This is a genomic window from Armatimonadota bacterium, assembly GCA_025059775.1.
Lineage (GTDB): Bacteria > Sysuimicrobiota > Sysuimicrobiia > Sysuimicrobiales > Sysuimicrobiaceae > Sysuimicrobium.
The window spans coordinates 19,233-35,885 of sequence record JANXCW010000004.1 but is presented as its reverse complement, the minus strand read 5'-3'; the positions used below and the strand labels follow the sequence as shown (position 1 = coordinate 35,885).

At 67.6% G+C, this 16,653-nt stretch carries 15 protein-coding genes and 1 pseudogene; 4 read left to right on the top strand and 12 right to left on the bottom strand.

The features are described from left to right. Positions 1 to 8: 8 nt before the first annotated feature. The 3 genes and pseudogenes from N0A24_04060 (at position 9) to N0A24_04050 (ending at position 2,358) form a co-directional block, all read left to right on the top strand. A complete protein-coding gene (locus tag N0A24_04060; GenBank protein MCS7172571.1) occupies positions 9 to 809 on the top strand; it encodes an ABC transporter permease in 801 nt (266 codons plus the stop codon). Continuing rightward, positions 806 to 1,609 (top strand): ABC transporter permease, encoded by an 804-nt coding sequence (locus N0A24_04055; protein MCS7172570.1) that lies wholly within the window; start codon positions 806 to 808, stop codon positions 1,607 to 1,609. The genes N0A24_04060 and N0A24_04055 overlap by 4 nt, the downstream gene beginning before the upstream one ends. 8 nt (positions 1,610 to 1,617) lie before the next feature. Next, positions 1,618 to 2,358: pseudogene (locus N0A24_04050) on the top strand (ABC transporter ATP-binding protein). 386 nt (positions 2,359 to 2,744) lie between these two features. Here N0A24_04050 and N0A24_04045 read toward each other — a convergent pair. From N0A24_04045 to N0A24_04030, 4 genes are all read right to left on the bottom strand, one after another. Further along, positions 2,745 to 3,284, bottom strand: coding sequence for a regulatory protein RecX (locus N0A24_04045; GenBank protein MCS7172569.1), 540 nt, complete (start codon positions 3,282 to 3,284; stop codon positions 2,745 to 2,747). Between the two features lie 3 nt (positions 3,285 to 3,287). Continuing rightward, entirely contained in the window at positions 3,288 to 4,256 is a 969-nt protein-coding gene (locus tag N0A24_04040) for a quinone oxidoreductase (GenBank protein MCS7172568.1), read from the bottom strand. 108 nt (positions 4,257 to 4,364) lie between these two features. Next, positions 4,365 to 5,138, bottom strand: a complete 774-nt coding sequence (gene cofE, locus N0A24_04035; protein ID MCS7172567.1) for a coenzyme F420-0:L-glutamate ligase — start codon at positions 5,136 to 5,138, stop codon at positions 4,365 to 4,367. After that, the gene (locus tag N0A24_04030) at positions 5,135 to 6,037 is read right to left on the bottom strand and encodes a CehA/McbA family metallohydrolase (GenBank protein ID MCS7172566.1); all 903 of its coding nucleotides are present in this window, start codon (positions 6,035 to 6,037) and stop codon (positions 5,135 to 5,137) included. Before N0A24_04030 ends, cofE begins: the two co-directional genes overlap by 4 nt. A gap of 67 nt (positions 6,038 to 6,104) precedes the next feature. Here N0A24_04030 and N0A24_04025 point away from each other — a divergent pair, with 67 nt between their 5' ends. Further along, a complete protein-coding gene (locus tag N0A24_04025) occupies positions 6,105 to 6,776 on the top strand; it encodes a molybdenum cofactor biosynthesis protein MoaE (protein ID MCS7172565.1) in 672 nt (223 codons plus the stop codon). 29 nt (positions 6,777 to 6,805) lie between these two features. On the opposite strand, the gene N0A24_04020 is transcribed toward N0A24_04025, so the two are convergent. The 8 genes from N0A24_04020 to N0A24_03985 all read right to left on the bottom strand — a co-directional run bounded on the left by N0A24_04020 (position 6,806) and on the right by N0A24_03985 (position 16,653). Beyond that, on the bottom strand, positions 6,806 to 7,738 hold the full coding sequence (locus N0A24_04020; GenBank protein ID MCS7172564.1) for a DUF2090 domain-containing protein: 933 nt from the start codon (positions 7,736 to 7,738) through the stop codon (positions 6,806 to 6,808). After that, entirely contained in the window at positions 7,735 to 9,207 is a 1,473-nt protein-coding gene (locus N0A24_04015) for an aldehyde dehydrogenase family protein (protein MCS7172563.1), read from the bottom strand. Before N0A24_04015 ends, N0A24_04020 begins: the two co-directional genes overlap by 4 nt. 45 nt (positions 9,208 to 9,252) lie before the next feature. Beyond that, positions 9,253 to 10,350: an Mrp/NBP35 family ATP-binding protein gene (locus tag N0A24_04010; protein ID MCS7172562.1), complete on the bottom strand. Its 1,098-nt coding sequence runs from the start codon at positions 10,348 to 10,350 to the stop codon at positions 9,253 to 9,255. Positions 10,351 to 10,372: 22 nt separating this feature from the next. Continuing rightward, positions 10,373 to 12,004, bottom strand: coding sequence for an alpha-amylase family glycosyl hydrolase (locus tag N0A24_04005; GenBank protein MCS7172561.1), 1,632 nt, complete (start codon positions 12,002 to 12,004; stop codon positions 10,373 to 10,375). A 7-nt stretch (positions 12,005 to 12,011) separates the two neighbouring features. Next, on the bottom strand, positions 12,012 to 12,221 hold the full coding sequence (locus N0A24_04000; GenBank protein ID MCS7172560.1) for a hypothetical protein: 210 nt from the start codon (positions 12,219 to 12,221) through the stop codon (positions 12,012 to 12,014). A 46-nt stretch (positions 12,222 to 12,267) separates the two neighbouring features. Beyond that, positions 12,268 to 13,440, bottom strand: a complete 1,173-nt coding sequence (locus N0A24_03995) for a polysaccharide deacetylase family protein (GenBank protein ID MCS7172559.1) — start codon at positions 13,438 to 13,440, stop codon at positions 12,268 to 12,270. 10 nt (positions 13,441 to 13,450) lie between these two features. After that, positions 13,451 to 14,611 (bottom strand): glycosyltransferase family 4 protein, encoded by a 1,161-nt coding sequence (locus N0A24_03990; GenBank protein MCS7172558.1) that lies wholly within the window; start codon positions 14,609 to 14,611, stop codon positions 13,451 to 13,453. Positions 14,612 to 14,766: 155 nt separating this feature from the next. Continuing rightward, on the bottom strand, positions 14,767 to 16,653 hold the full coding sequence (locus N0A24_03985) for a 4-alpha-glucanotransferase (GenBank protein ID MCS7172557.1): 1,887 nt from the start codon (positions 16,651 to 16,653) through the stop codon (positions 14,767 to 14,769).

Sequence of the window (16,653 nt, the reverse complement as noted above, 5' to 3'; positions counted from 1 at the left end):
AAGGAGAGATGCAACCTTCGGTCCGAGCTCCCTTCCTCAGGTGGCTCCGGGAAACAGCGTGGTTCGTGGGTCCCTTCCTCGTGCTCCTGGGGGTGTGGTGGGCGGCTGTCCGGATCTCCCATGTGCCGCTCCGGGTCTTCCCTGCGCCCGGAGATGTGGTGCAGGCGCTTCAGGCACAGGCACGCACGGGTGCCCTGTTGGCCCACGTGTGGGCCAGCCTGCGCCGGGTGGGAATCGGGGCCTCCCTGGCCGTGGCCACGGGCATTCCCCTTGGGATTGCCATCGGCACCAACCGCACCATCGCCGCCCTCCTTACCCCCATCCTCCGGTTCTTCTCCGTATTGGCGGGCATTGCCTGGATCCCCCTCGCCACCCTTTGGTTCGGCTACGGGTTCGGCGCCATCACCTTCATCATCTTCAACGCGGTCTTCTTCATCGTGCTCTACAGCACCATCCTGGGAGTCACCAGCATCCCGCAGGTCCTGCGGGATGCCGCGCGGAGTCTGGGGGCGAACCCGTGGCAGGTGCTCACGGAGGTCCTCCTGCCCGGGGCCCTTCCCAACATCGTCACCGGAATCCGAACGGGAATGGGGTTCGCCTGGCGTGGACTCATCGCCGCGGAGATCATCGCCACCAACGCGGGACTCGGGTACATGCTCTTCTTAGCCCGGGATTTCTACCGCACGGAGGTCATCGTGCTGGGCATGATCCTCATCGGGGCTACATGGGTGCTCATCGATCGCCTCCTCCTCGCCCCTGTAGAGCGCCGGACCATTGAACGATGGGGGCTTGCACGTCCGGCCACATGAGGACCCTTGTCCCTCGAGCTCTCCGCCGCCTCCTCATGCACCCCGCCCTGCAGGGAGGCGGTCCATTCCTCCTGCTCATCGCCCTCTGGGCCCTGGTGGCGGAGCTGGGGATCTATCCCCGGGCCTTCTTCCCCAGCCCGTGGGAGGTGGCTTCCGCCTTCTCTGCTCTGGTGTACAAGGGGGTCCTCCCCGCCTATCTGCAGGACAGCGTGACGAGATTGGCGGTGGGCGCCGCGGCAGGGACCGCGGTGGGGATCCCCCTCGGGTTCCTCATCGGACTCCACCCCGCGAGCTATCGGTTCTTCTGGCCGCTCGTCCTCTTCTTCCAGGCCATCGGGGACATCGCCTGGCTTCCCATATTGCTCATCTGGTTCGGATTCACCCTGACCACCGTGACCTTCGTCCTCGTGTACACCGTGATCTTTCCCATGATCTTCAACACCGCCCTCGGTGTCCGTTCCGTCCCCCTGGAGATGATCCGTGCGGCTCAAAGCCTGGGGGCCTCCCCTATCCGGGTTCTCTGGGAGGTGCTCCTCCCGGGGGCGCTTCCCAACATCATCACAGGACTACGGAACGGCCTCGGCTACGGGTGGCGGGCCCTGATCGCCGCGGAGATCATCGTGGGCACCAGCGGCATCGGTTTCATGATGTTCGACGCGCGTCGAAGCGGCAGCGTGGTGGAGATGATCCTGGGGATGATCCTGCTGGGGCTGCTGTGGTACGCGGTGGACGCATGGGGGCTGCGTCCCCTGGAACAGGCGACCATTGAACGGTGGGGCCTCGTGCGTCCCGCCTCCTGAGGGATCTCATGGAAGGGTTGCTGATCCGCAACCTCACAAAGATCTACTACGACCCGTATACGGGCCAACACGTGGTGGCGGTGGAGGACGTCTCCCTCACCATCGGACCGGGGGAGTTCGTGGCCATCCTGGGGCCCAGCGGATGTGGGAAGACTACCCTCCTGAACATGGTGGCTGGGTTCGTTGCCCCTACCCGGGGAGAGATCCTCCTGAACGGACGTCGGATCACGGGCCCGGGGCCGGACCGGGGAGTGGTGTTCCAGAGCTTCGCTCTCTTCCCCTGGAAGACGGTCCTGGAGAATGTGGCGTTCGGGCTGAAGATGCGCGGCCTAGCCCGGGTGGAGCGGGAACGGATCGCTCGGGAGTACATCGCCCTGGTGGGCCTCGAGGGGTTCGAGCACCGGTATCCCCACGAGCTCTCCGGCGGCATGCAGCAGCGGGTGGGCGTCGCACGGGTGCTGGCCAACAATCCAGAGCTCATGCTCATGGATGAGCCCTTCGCCAGCGTGGACGCGCAAACCCGGATGACCCTCCAGGAGGAGCTGGCCCGCATCTGGGAACTCCGGCATCCTACCATCCTCTTCGTCACCCACGACGTGGAGGAGGCGGTGTTCCTCGCCAACCGGGTGGTGATCCTCACCCACCGACCCGGGCGTGTGCGCGCGGTCCTCGAGATTCCCCTCCCAAGACCTCGGAGCTGGCGGGATCTCCTGGAGGATGCCACGTACAAGACGCTGGTGGCCCACGTCTTTGACCTGCTACGGTCCCCGCAGGAGCCCTCCCGCCCGGCACAAGAGCCCGCCTCCCTTCCTCCCTCCCGTGCAGGAGAGCCGCAAAAGCCCTGGTGGCGCCGATTTCTGGAATCGCGCCTGGGACGGGCGCTGGTGCTGGCAACCCTCGCAGTAGGGAGCTGGCAGGGATGGCTGGAGCACCAAGCCCGCAGGAAGATCCCGGCTTTCCTGGAGCACCACCTCTCCCCACGGGGAACCGTGGATCTCCTCGTGGAGCTCCCCTTCCCTCCGGAACGATTCCACATTCTCGTGCTGCAACGCTTCGGTCGGATCTCCGGAACCCGGGAGCACGCGGTGGAGCTCCGCAGCGTCCCCCTCTCCAGGGTACGGGACATCGCCCGGTTCTACTGGATCCGCGGCCTTGTCCTCCTCCCGGACGTCCCCCAGGTTCCCCCGTAGGGCCCCTTCCCTGAAGGAGAGGGATCGGGCAGCTCCACACGCCGGAGCACGGAGGCGATGGTGGACGACGAAAACCCCCGCCGTGCCAGGTACGCGCCCAACCGCCGGGCGGCCACCTTTGCCTCCAGGCCCCGGTACACCCGCAGCCGTGCCCGGGCCAGCCGCTCCGCCAGCTCCGTCTCGTCCTCCCCCTGAACCAGTTGGAGGGCCTCCTCCGCCGCCTCCCGGCCCACGCCCTTTGCCAGCAGCTCCTGCCGGAGCCGACCGACGCCAAACCTCCTCGTGGCCCGCCGGGACATCACCCACAGGCGCGCGAACTGGAGGTCATCCAGCAATCCCTCCTGTTCCAGCCGCTGGAGCACCGCTCGAACCACCTCTGGATTCCCCAGGCGGGCGAGCCGCTCGCTGAGCTCTGCCGTAGATCTGGGACGGCGGGCGAGCAGCCGAAGGGCCCTTTGGTAAACGCGGCGTGCTTGATCTGCCACGATTCAGGGAACCAGCAGGAGCTTGCCGGCGGACTCCCGGCTCTCCAGCCGGCGCTGGGCCGCAGCCGCCTCCGCGAGGGGGAAGGTCCGATCGACACGCACCCGGAGCTCCCCCGTCCGGACCCAACCCAGTACATCCCGTGCCCGCCAGAGCAGTTCCTCCCTGGTCGCGGTGTAGTGCAGGATGCTTGGGCGGGTGAGGAAAAGGGAGCCTTTCTGGCTGAGGACGAGGGGATCTACGGGCCCCACCGGCCCGCTCGATTGCCCGAAGGAAATCATCATGCCCCGAGGCCGCAGGCAGTCCAGGCTGCGGTCAAAGGTATCCCGTCCTACGGAGTCGTAGACCACCTGGACCCCTTGTCCGTTGGTGATCCGCCGCACCTCCTCCCGGAAGTCCACCTGGGTGTAGAGGATGACCTCGTCCGCTCCGGCTTCCCTGGCCAGCTGCGCCTTTTCCTCCGTGGAGACGGTTCCGATCACCCGGGCGCCTCGGCGCTTGGCCATCTGTACGAGCAACAGACCGGTGCCGCCCGCGGCCGCGTGGATGAGCACCGTATCCCCGGGCTGGATGGGGTAGGTGGAGTGGGTGAGGTAGTGCGCGGTGATTCCCTGGAGCATCACGGCCGCGGCCTGCTGGCTGGTGATCCCCTCCGGGATGGGAACGAGGCGCCAGGCGGGCGCCAACACGTACTCCGCATAGGTGCCCGGCACGTTCGTGAACGCGACCCGGTCTCCTACCCGTATTTCCCGAACCTCCGGTCCCACGGCTTCCACCACCCCCGCACCCTCCTGTCCCAGGGTGAGGGGCAGGTCGAGCCGGTAGAGCCCCTGCCGCTGATAGATATCGATAAAGTTCACGCCCGCGGCTTCCAGCCGGACCAAAGCCTGCCCGGGACCCGGCGTGGGCGTGGGGACCTCCTCCAGCCGTAGGACCTCCGGCCCGCCGTGTTCGTGGATGCGTACCGCCCGCATACATCCCTCCGCACGGATTTTTGGCCATGACGAACCCATTGTACAACCCAGGCCCGGAGACGCACGCATCTGCCCCCGGATCCGCGGCCCTGGCAGAGCTTTCAGGAACTACCCGAACAGGTCCCGCTCCCTCGGGCGAACCAGCGCCCGTGCGGATCCCCCGTCCCGCTCCACAGGCACTCCTCGGACGAGGACAAGCGGGCGGCGCTCCGAGGACTGCCCCATGAGGATCGTAGCTCCACTGGCCAGCTCGTCCGCCAGGGCCTCCACGGATGTACGGAGCACGTATCCGAAGAGGTCCCGCCGTCCGCGGTGATCCAGGAACGGAGATAGGCCCGCAAGCCCGATGCACACCCCTACCGCTCCCTCCCGGTGCGCCCGGCCGTGGGTGTCCGACACGATCACCCCGCACCGGACCCCGAAGGCCTGCTCGATGCGCTCCCGGATCTGGCACGCGGATCGATCCGGATCCTCTGGGAGGAGCACGACCTTTCCGGGGCCCGCGTTGGACTGGTCCACTCCCGCGTTGGCGCACACGAACCCGAGGCGGTGGCGGGTGATCAGCAGTCCGGGACGGCTGCGGAGCACCTCCCTAGACTCCTGCAGGATGACCTCCACAAGCCGCGGGTCCTTCCCCACTTCCCGGGCGAGGGCCTGGGCCCGCGGAGAGGGGTTTACGGCCTCCAGGGGGATCACCCGCCCCTCCGCGATGGAGACCACCTTGTGCGCGATGACGACCACGTCGCCATCCCTCGGGAGCAGGTTCTCCGCCGCCAGACACCCCACCACCACCCCCGGAAGGTCGTCTCCCGGTTGGACGAGGGGGAACCGCTCGGGGGCCCGATACCAGATCTCCATGGCCCGCGGCTGACCGTCCTTCATGGTAGCATGGCCTCCTCCGGCACCACCCAGAAGGCGGCGGACCACGCTCGGGCGCCGCTACGACCAACGCACTCCACGCGCACGAAACCCTCCTCGGCCCCTGGCTCGTACTGAGCCTCCGGGCCGCGGGCTTCGTGTCGGAGCCGTTGGTGGGCGTCGTAGAACCGGATCCACGAGGCGTCCGTCTCCACCACCACGCACCCCTTCCGAACCCCGAACCGCGCGGCGGGCCCCGTGCTCGCGTACACCGCCCCGTGCAGCAGCGCGGCACGAAGGGCCTCCTGGGTGATGCGCTCCACCCGGACCACAACCCACCCGCGGTTGAAATCCGTCTCCTCGTGGAGGTCGTCGCTTGCCACGGGGGCCACGGGGCACCCGGAACCGCACCGGCGGCAGGCAACCACCCACCGCCGGATGTCCTCTTCGGGATCCGAATGAGGATTCCACACCTCCATCAGGCGGTACCCCCGCAGGTGCCGGAGCGCGGCCTCCGTCCATTGGGCGGTCCAGAAGTTCCCCTTCCAGCTGGGGTGGTTCAGACAGGCAATGCCCCCCTGAGCGGCCACGTCCTCCAACAGGGCCTGGGCACTGCGTCCCTCCGGCAGCCGGTGCACGAACAGACAGCCGAGGTGCGGGCCCAGGGGCCGCACGGGCCGGGGGACGGTGCGCTCCACCCCGGGGATCACGCAGAAATCACCGTCCTCCGGCGCTTCCACCCGCGTGATCCGGTCATGATCTGTAAGAGCGAGGAAGGCGTACCCCGCCTGGCGGTAGCGGTCCACCGCCTCCTGGGGCCGGAGTCGCCCGTCCGAGGCGGTGGTGTGGCAGTGCAGCTGGGCCTTGCACTCCCTGCCTGGCACCGCATATGGATCGAGAATGCGAAGGGGCTTCGTACGCACCCGTGAGCCTTCCGCGCTTCTGCGGTTACAATGACGGAAGAGGGAACGGGGCGCAGGAGGGAGCTCCATGCGGGTGCGGGTTCGGCTCTTTGCCGTCTACCGGGAGGCGGTAGGGACCTCCCTCCTGGAACTCCGCGTGGATGGGGCGGCCACCCCCGCCTCCGTGTGGGCCCAGCTGACGGCGCGATTCCCGACCCTGCGTTCCCTGCCCGCTCCCCGCTTCGCGGTGCAGGATGCGTACGTCGCGGAAACCCATCTCCTCCGGGACGGAGACGAGGTGGTGCTGATCCCACCCGTGAGCGGTGGATCTGAGATCCTCGTGGACCTCACGGAGGCCCCCATTCCCGTGGAGGACCTGTTGCGCCACGTGCGGCATCCGCACGCGGGCGCGGTGGTCCTGTTCCTGGGGACCGTGCGGCAGAACGCCCGGGGACCGCAGGTGCTGCACCTGGACTATGAGGCATACGACGCCCTCGCCCGCAAGGAGATGCTTCGGATCGCGGAGGAGATCACGGCCCGGTGGCCGGTGCTGCGGGTGGCCCTGGTGCACCGGCTGGGACGCCTGGAGATCGGGGAGATCAGTGTGGCGGTGGCGGTCTCCGCCCCCCATCGGAGGGAGGCCTTCGAGGCGGGGCGGTACGCCATCGATACCCTCAAGGTGCGGGTCCCCATCTGGAAGAAGGAGGTGTGGACCGCGGGAGCCCGCTGGGTGGGCGTGGACGAACCCCGCGTCCGGTAGCGCCCGTAGGAGGTGCACATCCGCGGGGCTCACGGACGCACGCTTGCCGCCTGCTCGGCCTCCCGGTACACGTCCATCATCCGGCGGTAGTTGGCCGCTACCTGGCTGGCGGCCTCCTGCCGGCTCACCTTTCCCTGCAGGTACCCCTGCACGGGATCGTGCCAGATGGTGCGGCCGATGGCGAAGCCGATGTATCCGGGGACCCCCGCGCCCGCCCGGAGCCAACGCACCACCGCGGCTTCATCTGCACCTCTTCCGAGCACCACGCAGGAGATCGTGTCGCGGCCGCCGCTTCGCACCTGGGCGGCCACCTGCTCGCAGTCCTCCCTCCGGTCCAGCCCCTCGATCTTCCACACGTCCGGCTCCACCCCTGATCCCTGGAGCTCCCGGACCGCGGCCACCATGAGCCTGGGGCGGATCTCCCGATCGTAACGGCCCGCATCCCCCCCCACCTCGGCCAGCTGGTGTTCCTCCGAGGGCACCAGCAGTTCGAAGAGGAACCTCCGACCGCGCTCGTGCAGCCAGTCGGAAAGCCGCCGGAGTCTTTGGGCCTGGCGTTGGTTCAGAGCTCTATCCCCTTCCGGGTTGTAGCGCACCAGGACCTTCGCGAAGGTGGGGTCGAAGGCCTCGATGTGCTCTCCGAAGGCCTCCCCGTACTCGAAGTCGAACTCCTTCTGACCCGACTTCTCCACGGGCATGGCAAGGAGATATCCCTTGCCCCTGGCGGCCCGGGCGATCTCCGCACCGAACTCCTCATCCACCAGGATCCCGCAGGCATCCCGAGGGGCTCCCTCCGCCAGGGCCCGCTCGAACCCTTCGAAGATCACCGCCTTGGCCTCCGAAATCCTGCTCCGTTCCTCCGGGGTGGGTTCTCCGGACACGCCCACAAGCCTCTTGAAGGACTCCCGGTGATCGAAGGCCAGGATGTACAGGGGAGTCGTGTACCCGCGGGGCGCGCTCACGCCTCTCCCTCCTTTCCGAAAGCCACGGGCTCTAGGTCGATCTGAGCCCGTTGGAGCCGGCCGCTGTAGTCAATGTAGACGGATTTCCACTCCGTGAAGATGTCCAGCACCTGCAGTCCGCCCTCCCGGTGGCCGTTCCCCGTGAACTTGGTGCCTCCGAAGGGCAGGTGCACCTCCGCCCCGATGGTCCCATGGTTCACGTACACGATCCCCGTGTGGAGGTCCTCCACGGCCCGCATGGCCTTTTGGATGTCCCGGGTGAAGATGGAGGCGCTGAGTCCGTACGGCACGTCGTTCACGATGCGGATCGCCTCCTCCAGGTCCTCCGCCCGCAGGAGCACCACCACGGGGCCGAAGATCTCCTCCTGAGCGATGCGCATGCGGGGGTGCACTTCCGCGAAGACCGTGGGCCGGAAGAAGAACCCGCGGGCGAGGTCTCCCTCCGTGGCCCGCTCCCCGCCCACCAGCACCACCGCACCCTCCTCCCGGCCGAGGCGTGCATACCCCTCCACCTTTCGCAGCTGTGCCTCGCTCACGAGGGGGCCGACCTCGGTCTCCGGATCCAGGCCGTTTCCCAGCCTCAGCCGTCTTGCCCGATCCACCAGCACGTCTGCCACGTCCCCGTGGACCCTCGGGTGCACCACGACGCGGCTACAAGCGGTGCACCGCTGACCGGTGGTCCCAAACGCACTCCATGTGAGGGCATCCGCCACCAGATCGAGATCCGCGTCGTCCATGACGATGGCCGCGTTCTTGCCGCCCATCTCCAGGGAGACCCGCTTGCCCGTGCGGGCGCATCGCTCCGCCACCTGCAGTCCCACCTCCGTGGAGCCCGTGAAGGAGATGAGGCTTACGTCTGGGTGATCCACCAGGGCCGCGCCCACCTCATCTCCCCCCAGGACCAGGTTCAGCACACCAGGCGGAAGCCCCGCCTCCTCCAGCACCCGTACGAACTCCACGCCCAGGATGGGGACTTCGGGCGCGGGCTTGAAGACTACGGTGTTCCCGCACACCAGGGCGGGGACGATCTTCCAGCTGGGGATGGCGAAGGGGAAGTTCCAGGGGGTGATAACGCCCACGACCCCCACGGGCTGGCGCACGCAGTAGGCGATCTTGTTAGGCATCTCGCTGGGCGTGGTGTATCCGTGCAGGCGTCGGCCTTCGCCCGCGAGGAAGTAGGTCATGTCGATGGCCTCCTGCACGTCTCCACGGCTCTCGAGGAGGATCTTGCCCATCTCCAGGGTCATGAGCCGCGCGTAGTGCTCCTTGCGCTGCACCAGCAGCTCCGCGGCCCGATAAAGGATCTCCGCCCGTCGCGGCGCGGGAACCTTACGCCACTTCGGGAAGGCCTCCTTCGCCGCGGCCACGGCCTCCGCCACGTCCTCCGGTCCCGACCGGGCACAGATTCCCAGGACCTCCCCCGTGGCCGGGTTGAGGGATTCGAAGGTGGCACCGGAACGGGCCGGCACCCATCGGCCCCGGATGTAGTTAGGGTAGAGATCCGGCACCCCGCCTCACCTCAAAACCCGGCTCCGCGCCAGGATCCGGTCCGCGGCTCGGAAGAAGGCTTGAGCGGCCGTGGAGTCCGGGTGCGCACGCACGATGGGCTCCCCCCGATCGCTCCCCTCCCGCACCCGGGGGTCAAGAGGGATTTCGGCGAGGAGTTCCGTGCCGAGGCGTTCAGCGAGCATCCTCCCGCCGCCCTTCCCGAACAGGTAAAGGGGTTCTGCCTCCGGATGGGGTTGGTAGTAGGACATGTTCTCGATGACCCCCGCCACCCGCATCCCCACCTTCTCCGCCATGCGGGCCGCCCGCTGGGCCACTTCCACCGCGGCCTCCTGGGGGGTGGTCACGATGACCATTTCCCCCCAGGGCAACAGCTGCGCGATGGAGATGGAGACATCTCCCGTCCCCGGGGGAAGGTCCAGGAGGAGCACCTCGAGATCCCCCCAGTGCACCTCCTGGATGAAGGTGGCGAGGGCTTTGTGGAGCATGGGGCCCCGCCAGATGACGGCCTCGTTCGCCTCCACCAGCATTCCCATGGAGATGGCCCGTACCCCGTCCCGCTCCATGGGAAGGATCATCTGGTCGATCACCGTGGGCCGCCCCTGGATTCCCAGCATCTTCGGAATGCTGAACCCATACACATCCGCGTCCAGTACCCCTACCCGCAGGCCTCGCAGGGCCAGGGCTGCCGCCAGGTTCGCGGTCACCGTGGATTTTCCCACCCCTCCCTTGCCGCTCGCCACCGCGAGGACGCGCACACCGCTCTCCGGCCGGAGGAAGGAGGGGGGGCGGTCCGGCCCCTGCGGGGGCCGCAGCTTCTGAATGAGGGCCTGCCGCTGCTCCGGGGTCATGACGCCCAGGTGCACCTCCACTCTCTCCACCCCCGGGAGCTGACGCAGGCGCTGTTCGATGGACTGTACGATGGTCTCCCGAAGCGGACATCCGCCGATGGTGAGCAAGGCCTCCACCCGCACCACGCCGCCCCGGATCTGTACGTCCCGGACCATGTCCAGTTCCACGATGGAGCGGTGCAGCTCGGGATCCTGCACATCCCGCAGCACCTCCAGAACCTGTTCCCGGCTGAGGCCCTTCCGAGAGCCGAGCATGCCGCCTCCCCTCGGTCCGTAGTCACCTCCATGGTACCACCTCCCCCGTGGGCCGCAGGAGGATTCCCTCCTGCGGCCGAAGCCCAAGCGGAGCCCGCTCCGGGCCGAACCGGTCCAGGTGCGTGGAGAGGAGGATTTCGCCCGAAGCCTCCAGGGTTTGCATGCGCCCCGTGAGGTTCACAGCCACCAGCACCCGATCCGAATCCGTAAAGCGTTCGTACGCATAGACCCCCGGGGGTGCAGGAAGGGATCGGTACGCCCCCACGGTCAGGGCAGGGGTCTGCCGGCGGAGGTGGAGGAGGCGGCGGAGGAGCCGGAGCATGGAGTGGGGATCCTTCTCCTGGCTTGCCACATTTCGCACGGGGAAATCCACGGGGAGCGGCAGCCAGGGCGTTCCCACCGTGAAGCCCGCCCCTGGAGATCCGTCCCACGGCATGGGGGCCCGGGCCGCATCCCGGGACCACCGGCCCCCATGCTCCCGAAAGCCGGGGAGATCCTGTACCTGGTCGGGAGAGAGCTCCAGATCCCGGAGTCCCAGCTCGTCCCCGTAGTAGAGGGTGGGCGTACCCCGGAGGGTAAGGAGCAGGAGGTGGGCAAGACGGGTCCGCTCCTCCCCCAGGCGGCTTGCGACCCTGGGCCGGTCGTGGTTCCCCAGGACCCAGCTGGGCCAAGCCCATCCCGGCACGATGGATTCGTAGGCTCCTACCAAGGCCTGCAAGTCCTCCGCAGTCCACCGCTCAGGCGGGAGCTCCATCAGGGCGAAGTTGAAGGGGAAGTGGCACTCGGGCGCCTCCGGAGAGCCGTAGTAGGCTACGAGAATTTCAAACGGTGCATACACCTCCCCGATGAGGACGCGTTCCCGACCGGGCTCGCTGTACTGGTCCAATAAGGCCCGGAAGCGCCGGAGCACTTCGTGGGTCTCGGGCTGGTGCTCCGTGTGGACGTGCCGCAGCCGGTCTCGTTCCCGCATCCCCGGCCGCCACGCGGGGTTCGGTGGCTCGTCGCGGAAGTGTTCGTCCTCCACCAGGAGGGCGGCAGCATCCACCCGGAACCCATCCACTCCCCGCTCCAGCCAGAACCGCATCACCTCCAGCATGGCCTCCAGGACCTCCGGGTTGCGGTAGTTGAGATCGGGCTGCTCGGGCAGGAAGTGGTGGAGGTAGTACTGTTCCGTCTGCGGGTCCAGGGTCCAGGCGGGACCTCCAAAGAAGCTGAGCCAGTTGTTGGGATGGCCCCCGTTCGGATGCGGATCCCGCCACACGTACCAGTCCCGCTTGGCGCTCGTGCGGCTACCGCGGGACTCCACAAACCACGGGTGGAGGTTGCTGGTATGATTGGCCACGAGATCCAGGATCACCCGCAGGCCCCGCGCATGGGCCTCCATGAGCAGGCGATCGAAATCGGCCAGGGTGCCGAAAACGGGATCCACCCCGCAGTAATCCGCCACGTCATACCCGAAGTCCCTCTGGGGCGATGGATAGAAGGGGCTGAGCCAGACTGCCTCCACCCCTAGGTCCGCAAGATAGTCCAGGCGCCGGAGGATCCCGGGCAGATCGCCCACACCGTCTTCGTCGGTATCCTGAAAGGATCGAACATAGATGTGGTATACGACCGCCCTCCGCCACCAAGAAGCCCGTGGCCCAAGGCCGGCCAGTTCGGAACTAGCGCTGGGGGACGTACGACTTCCACGCAAGGCGGCAGTCGGAGCATTTGAGGGCGCCGTACACGTTGTAGTAGCTGGCGTACCCTGTGCTGGTGTCCGACTTGGCCAAGGTCATCTCGTCGTGGATGTGCGCGTGTTGGTAGCACAGCCCCCGGCCGCACGCGGCGCAGGTTCCTCGGGCCTCCTGGTCACAGAACCAACACCTCATGGTTGTCCTCCTGCTGGATCTGGTCTCCGGCCGATCGCCCCCCTCCTTACCCGCCGCACCTCCCTTCCACCTCTTCCAGCAGCCGACGGGCTGTCCCGGTCCGTGCATACAGCTGGGGAATCCAGGCGTCCCCCCAGAACAGATAGCAGCTCGTCTCCGCCTGGAGGACGGCCTCCCGTGCCTGTTCCAGCTTTTCCCGGGCTTCCGCCACCCCCTCTGCCCGCCGCCGGACCGTGTGGTACCGCCGGCTCACTTCCCACAGCTCCCGCAGGGCCTGTTGCTGGGCTGGGGATCCCGCCCACTGGGAGAAGTCCTCCCCGCCCCTGGGGCCGATGTTCCACGCGCCCCGCTCTACCCGCACCTCAGATAGGGGAGGGCTAGTCCACACGTACTCCGAAAGTAGGACGGGCCGGATGGACATCTGGCCCGCCCGCACCCGCTCCATGTATGGGGCGAAGAAGTGTCCCCAGAAGCCTGCCTCTTCGTGGATCTGCCGGAACCACCCGCCGTTCTCCCCGTCCGTCCAGGTGGTCACCAGGCATGGCCTGCGGGCTCCCGCGGTCCTGTGCCGCACCTGCTCATCCAACCAGGCAGGGTCGAGGCCGCTCTGCTGGGCGTTGCTGAGATCCCGATCCCGCGGCACGACCACGATCCGGATCCCGCGGTACTCCGCCCAGTGCGGATGGTAGAGAACGTCCTCCCACTCCAGGGTCTCCTTCGGCCGGACGTGCGCACCGTCCGCCACCACGTACCGGTATCCGTGCCGCACCAGCACCGGGATCATCTCTATGGAGAAGGCCAGCTCCGGCGGCCAGAAGATCCGCGGCTCCCGGCCGAACACCTCCAGGATCTTCTGCTTCCCACGCGCCACCTGATCCTCCCAGTCCTCCGGGGGGATGAGGGGGAACACAGGGTGGTAGTATCCCATGCCTACGATCTCGATGTTCGGCGTGTCCCGGTACTCTTCCAGCATGCGGGGGATGTCCACGATGTGGGCGTAGCGGGCCACCACGTGAGGATCCTGGAGTTGTTCCAGCAGGATCCCCGAAAACCCTACGCAGAACCGAGCCACATCCGGGTAGCGGCGGGCGTACTTCACGGGCCGCTCGTAGCACAGGAGGATCTGCTGAGCCTCCCACGGATTCGTTTCCATCAGCAGCGCCAGGTTCCCAGGGGGCTGGTGCATGTGGAGTCCCAGTAGGTGAAACACGCCGCCCACGGCGTCCCCCTTACGCCCCGTAGACGGAGAGAGTCTGCTCCGCCACCCGATCCCAGCTGAAAGCGGTTTCCACCGTCGCCCGCCCGTTCCGCCCCATCCACCGGGCCCACTCGAAGTCGTGGAACAAGGTCCCGATTCCCCACGCCACGGACTCCGCATGGGCATAGATCTTGAGGCCGTTCACGCCGTGCTCCACGTACTCGTCCGGGCCTCCGTTCCTCGTGGCCACCACGGGTTTCCCCGCGCTCCAGGCCTCCAGGACGGTGAGGCCGAAGGGCTCGTTCCGACTCGGCACACAGACCACGTCGCATGCCTTGTACAGGTCGATGAGCTCCCCGCCGTTCCGGTAGCCCAGAAATCGGCAGGCATGGGCTACCCCGAGCGCGTGGGCCTGTTGCTCGCAGCTCCCGCGCATGTCCCCATCCCCCGCGAATACGAACTTCGCCTGAGGGTGGCGGTGCAGGATCATGGGAACCGCGTTCACCAGGAGGTCCGGGCCCTTCTGGTACGTCATCCGCCCGCAGAACAGGACCGTGGGATCCAGGGGCCCGATTCCGTATCGCCCCTTCACGGTTCCCGCGTCGAGGAAGCCGTCGAAGACGTGGGGGTTGATTCCGTTGTAGATCACATGGATCTTCCACTCCGGGAGGTGGTAGATCCACTGGAGCTCCCGCCCGAGGGCGTGGGAGACCACGATCACCCGGTCCGCCCAATAGGTCCCCTGCCACTCGATGTCCCGGATGCGAGCGGATCTTCCCCCGAAGAACTGATTCCCGCATCGCCCGTACTCGGTGGAGTGCATGGTGAGGATCCCCCTCCGTCCCCTTCCCCACTTGATCCAGATCATGGCCAGGGCCGTCAGCCAGTCGTGCGCGTGGACCACGTCGAACCCCGCTCCCATGTAATCCTCTGTGGCGAACAGATGATGCACGAAGGAGCGGCACATGTTGTGGATCTCCTCCACGAAATCGGGGTTCAGGTCGAAGGGACATCGGTGATACCAGACGCCGTGGATCCGCTCTAGGTGCAGCTGTCCTGGACCCATGCGGGTGAATACGTGGACCTCATGGCCCTTGCGCTCCAGGGCCGCGGCCAGCTCCGTCACGTGCACCGCGACCCCACCCACGGCAATGGAGTGCAGGGACTCCCAGGCAAGCAGAGCAACCCGCATGGCCCTCCCCGACCGAACACGGGGGCGGAATCCATCCCTACGGGAGCGATGTGCTCAGGATCCTGTCACGGCGGGAAAAACAGGACAAAGCAGGTCCGCATTTCAACGGGTGGATCGGCTCCCCGGCGAGAAGCTACCACTCCCGGCGAGGGGCATCAAGCCCGAACTCCTGTCCCCGGGGTGTGGGCACCGCTCCGGCCCAGACGTACCTCCTCGAGGGTGGACCGGACTTCAGGGAGGGAATCCAGCTCGTCTAGGGCGTACCGGAGCCTTCGCCGCCAGTTCGGGTACTGGTGGTCTGCGGTTCCCGGGAGGTTCTGAGGCCTCCGCTCCAGCCAGAGGTCCTCCAGGTTCACCACCACGCACGCGGCCTGACTGGAAGCCAGGAACCGCAGGCTCGCGCGCAGGGCCTGTGTCACGTCCCCAGGATCCACCCCAAAGGCCCGCGCAAGACCCGCCACCACGCGTTCCCGATGCGTGCGCTCCCTCCACGCCTGTTCCGGGTCCAGGAGCCCCAGGGCCTGCCGATCCCCGACGTCTTCCCCGGTCCAGAAGGCAGCAAAGGGTGGGGTGTCGTGGGTTCCCAGGGAGGCCACGGTGTTCGGAGGGGGCTGTCGCGGGCCGGAGGGCTCCCCCTCAAACACCAGCACGTACATCCGCCACAGGCCGTGCCGGTCCAACCGGGACCGCACCGCCCGGGGGACCGTCCCCAGATCTTCCCCCACCACTCCGGCCCCGTGGCGCCAGGCCTCGAGCAGGAGTACCGCGTAGAACTCGTCTGCGGGGTATCGCACGTACACGCCCTCGGAGGCGGGAAACCCTCGGGGGATCCAGTAGAGCCGGTGAAGCCCCATCACGTGGTCCACCCGGAGGAGTCGGGCCACCCGGAGATGGTGCGCGAGGCAGCTGCGCAGGTACGCGTATCCCTCCTCGCGGATGCGTAGGGGGTGCAGCGGCGCAAAGCCCCAGTCCTGGCCCTGGGCCGCGAAGGGATCCGGGGGAGCTCCCACGGAAACTCCTTCCACGAAGAGGTGCCGGAACCGCCAAGCGTCATAGCCATCCGGGTGCACCCCGAGGGGAAAGTCCAGATACAGACCAGGGCCCGTGCGCGCCACGCGCTCCAGCTGCCGATGGGCCAGCCATTGGCCGTAGGCATACGCCCGGACCGCCTCCAGGGGGACCTCCCGGGAATCCCCGCCCTCCCGCATGACCTCCGGCCAGGTCCGCCACGAGGGTGGGAACCGCTCCAGGGCAGCCCGAAACCAGGCATAGTCCTCCGCATAGGGATGCGCCGTAAGCCAGGCCCGGAACTCCGCCTCCTCCTCTGGCCCCAGGCGGGCGCTTTGCTCCAGCAGCTGATTCCGTTTCCGGGCGAAGACCGCGCGGTAGTTCACGAGGTGTCCTTCTGTGGATCCTTGGCCATCGGGCAGGTGTACGAAGAGCTCACCCCACACGAGCCGGCTCAGGGGACGGTAGGGACTGGGATCTTCGGGAAGCACGGGCAGAAGGGGCAGGGTCCCCACCAGCTGTCCCCCGTGCGAGGCCACCCACTCCCCGAACCTCCGGAGGTCCTCGAAGTCCCCGATGCCCTGGCTGGTGCGGGACCACAGCCCGTGGAGGGGCACGAACACCCCCCATTTCCCGCCGGGCGCACGGATCCGGCGGGGAGCTGAGAGCAAGGTGGTGCTGTAGGTCTCTCCCCCGAGCTCCATCCGCACCTGGTGCACCCCGAAAGGGAACCGGCCCGGCAACCGCACCTCCCACGCTCCAGGTCTTCGGGGTACCGCGGTGAGGTGACGCCAGGCTGCCTCATTGCCGTCCTCCCGCCGCACCCAGCAGGCCACCCGATCTGGGGCCGCGCGGAGCCGCAGGAGGATCCGGACCCGTCCGTCCCACGCCACGGTCACGGGCTCCACGGGGAGAGGAGGGGTCTCCGGATCCACTCCCAAGGCCTCCCCCACCGCCCGCACGGCATCGGGAGAAGCTCTGCGTAGGCGGCCCGAGATGTCCCAGTAGGCGGACTGGATTCCAAAAGGGCGCAC

What these genes read in the sequence shown, in the direction of transcription:
- N0A24_04060 (MCS7172571.1), top strand. Translation starts at nt 9, where the DNA reads ATGCAACCTTCGGTCCGAGCTCCCTTCCTCAGGTGGCTCCGGGAAACA.
- N0A24_04055 (MCS7172570.1), top strand. Translation starts at nt 806, where the DNA reads ATGAGGACCCTTGTCCCTCGAGCTCTCCGCCGCCTCCTCATGCACCCC.
- N0A24_04040 (MCS7172568.1), bottom strand. Translation starts at nt 4,256, where the DNA reads ATGCGGGCGGTACGCATCCACGAACACGGCGGGCCGGAGGTCCTACGG.
- cofE (MCS7172567.1), bottom strand. Translation starts at nt 5,138, where the DNA reads ATGAAGGACGGTCAGCCGCGGGCCATGGAGATCTGGTATCGGGCCCCC.
- N0A24_04025 (MCS7172565.1), top strand. Translation starts at nt 6,105, where the DNA reads ATGCGGGTGCGGGTTCGGCTCTTTGCCGTCTACCGGGAGGCGGTAGGG.
- N0A24_04010 (MCS7172562.1), bottom strand. Translation starts at nt 10,350, where the DNA reads ATGCTCGGCTCTCGGAAGGGCCTCAGCCGGGAACAGGTTCTGGAGGTG.
- N0A24_04000 (MCS7172560.1), bottom strand. Translation starts at nt 12,221, where the DNA reads ATGAGGTGTTGGTTCTGTGACCAGGAGGCCCGAGGAACCTGCGCCGCG.
- N0A24_03990 (MCS7172558.1), bottom strand. Translation starts at nt 14,611, where the DNA reads ATGCGGGTTGCTCTGCTTGCCTGGGAGTCCCTGCACTCCATTGCCGTG.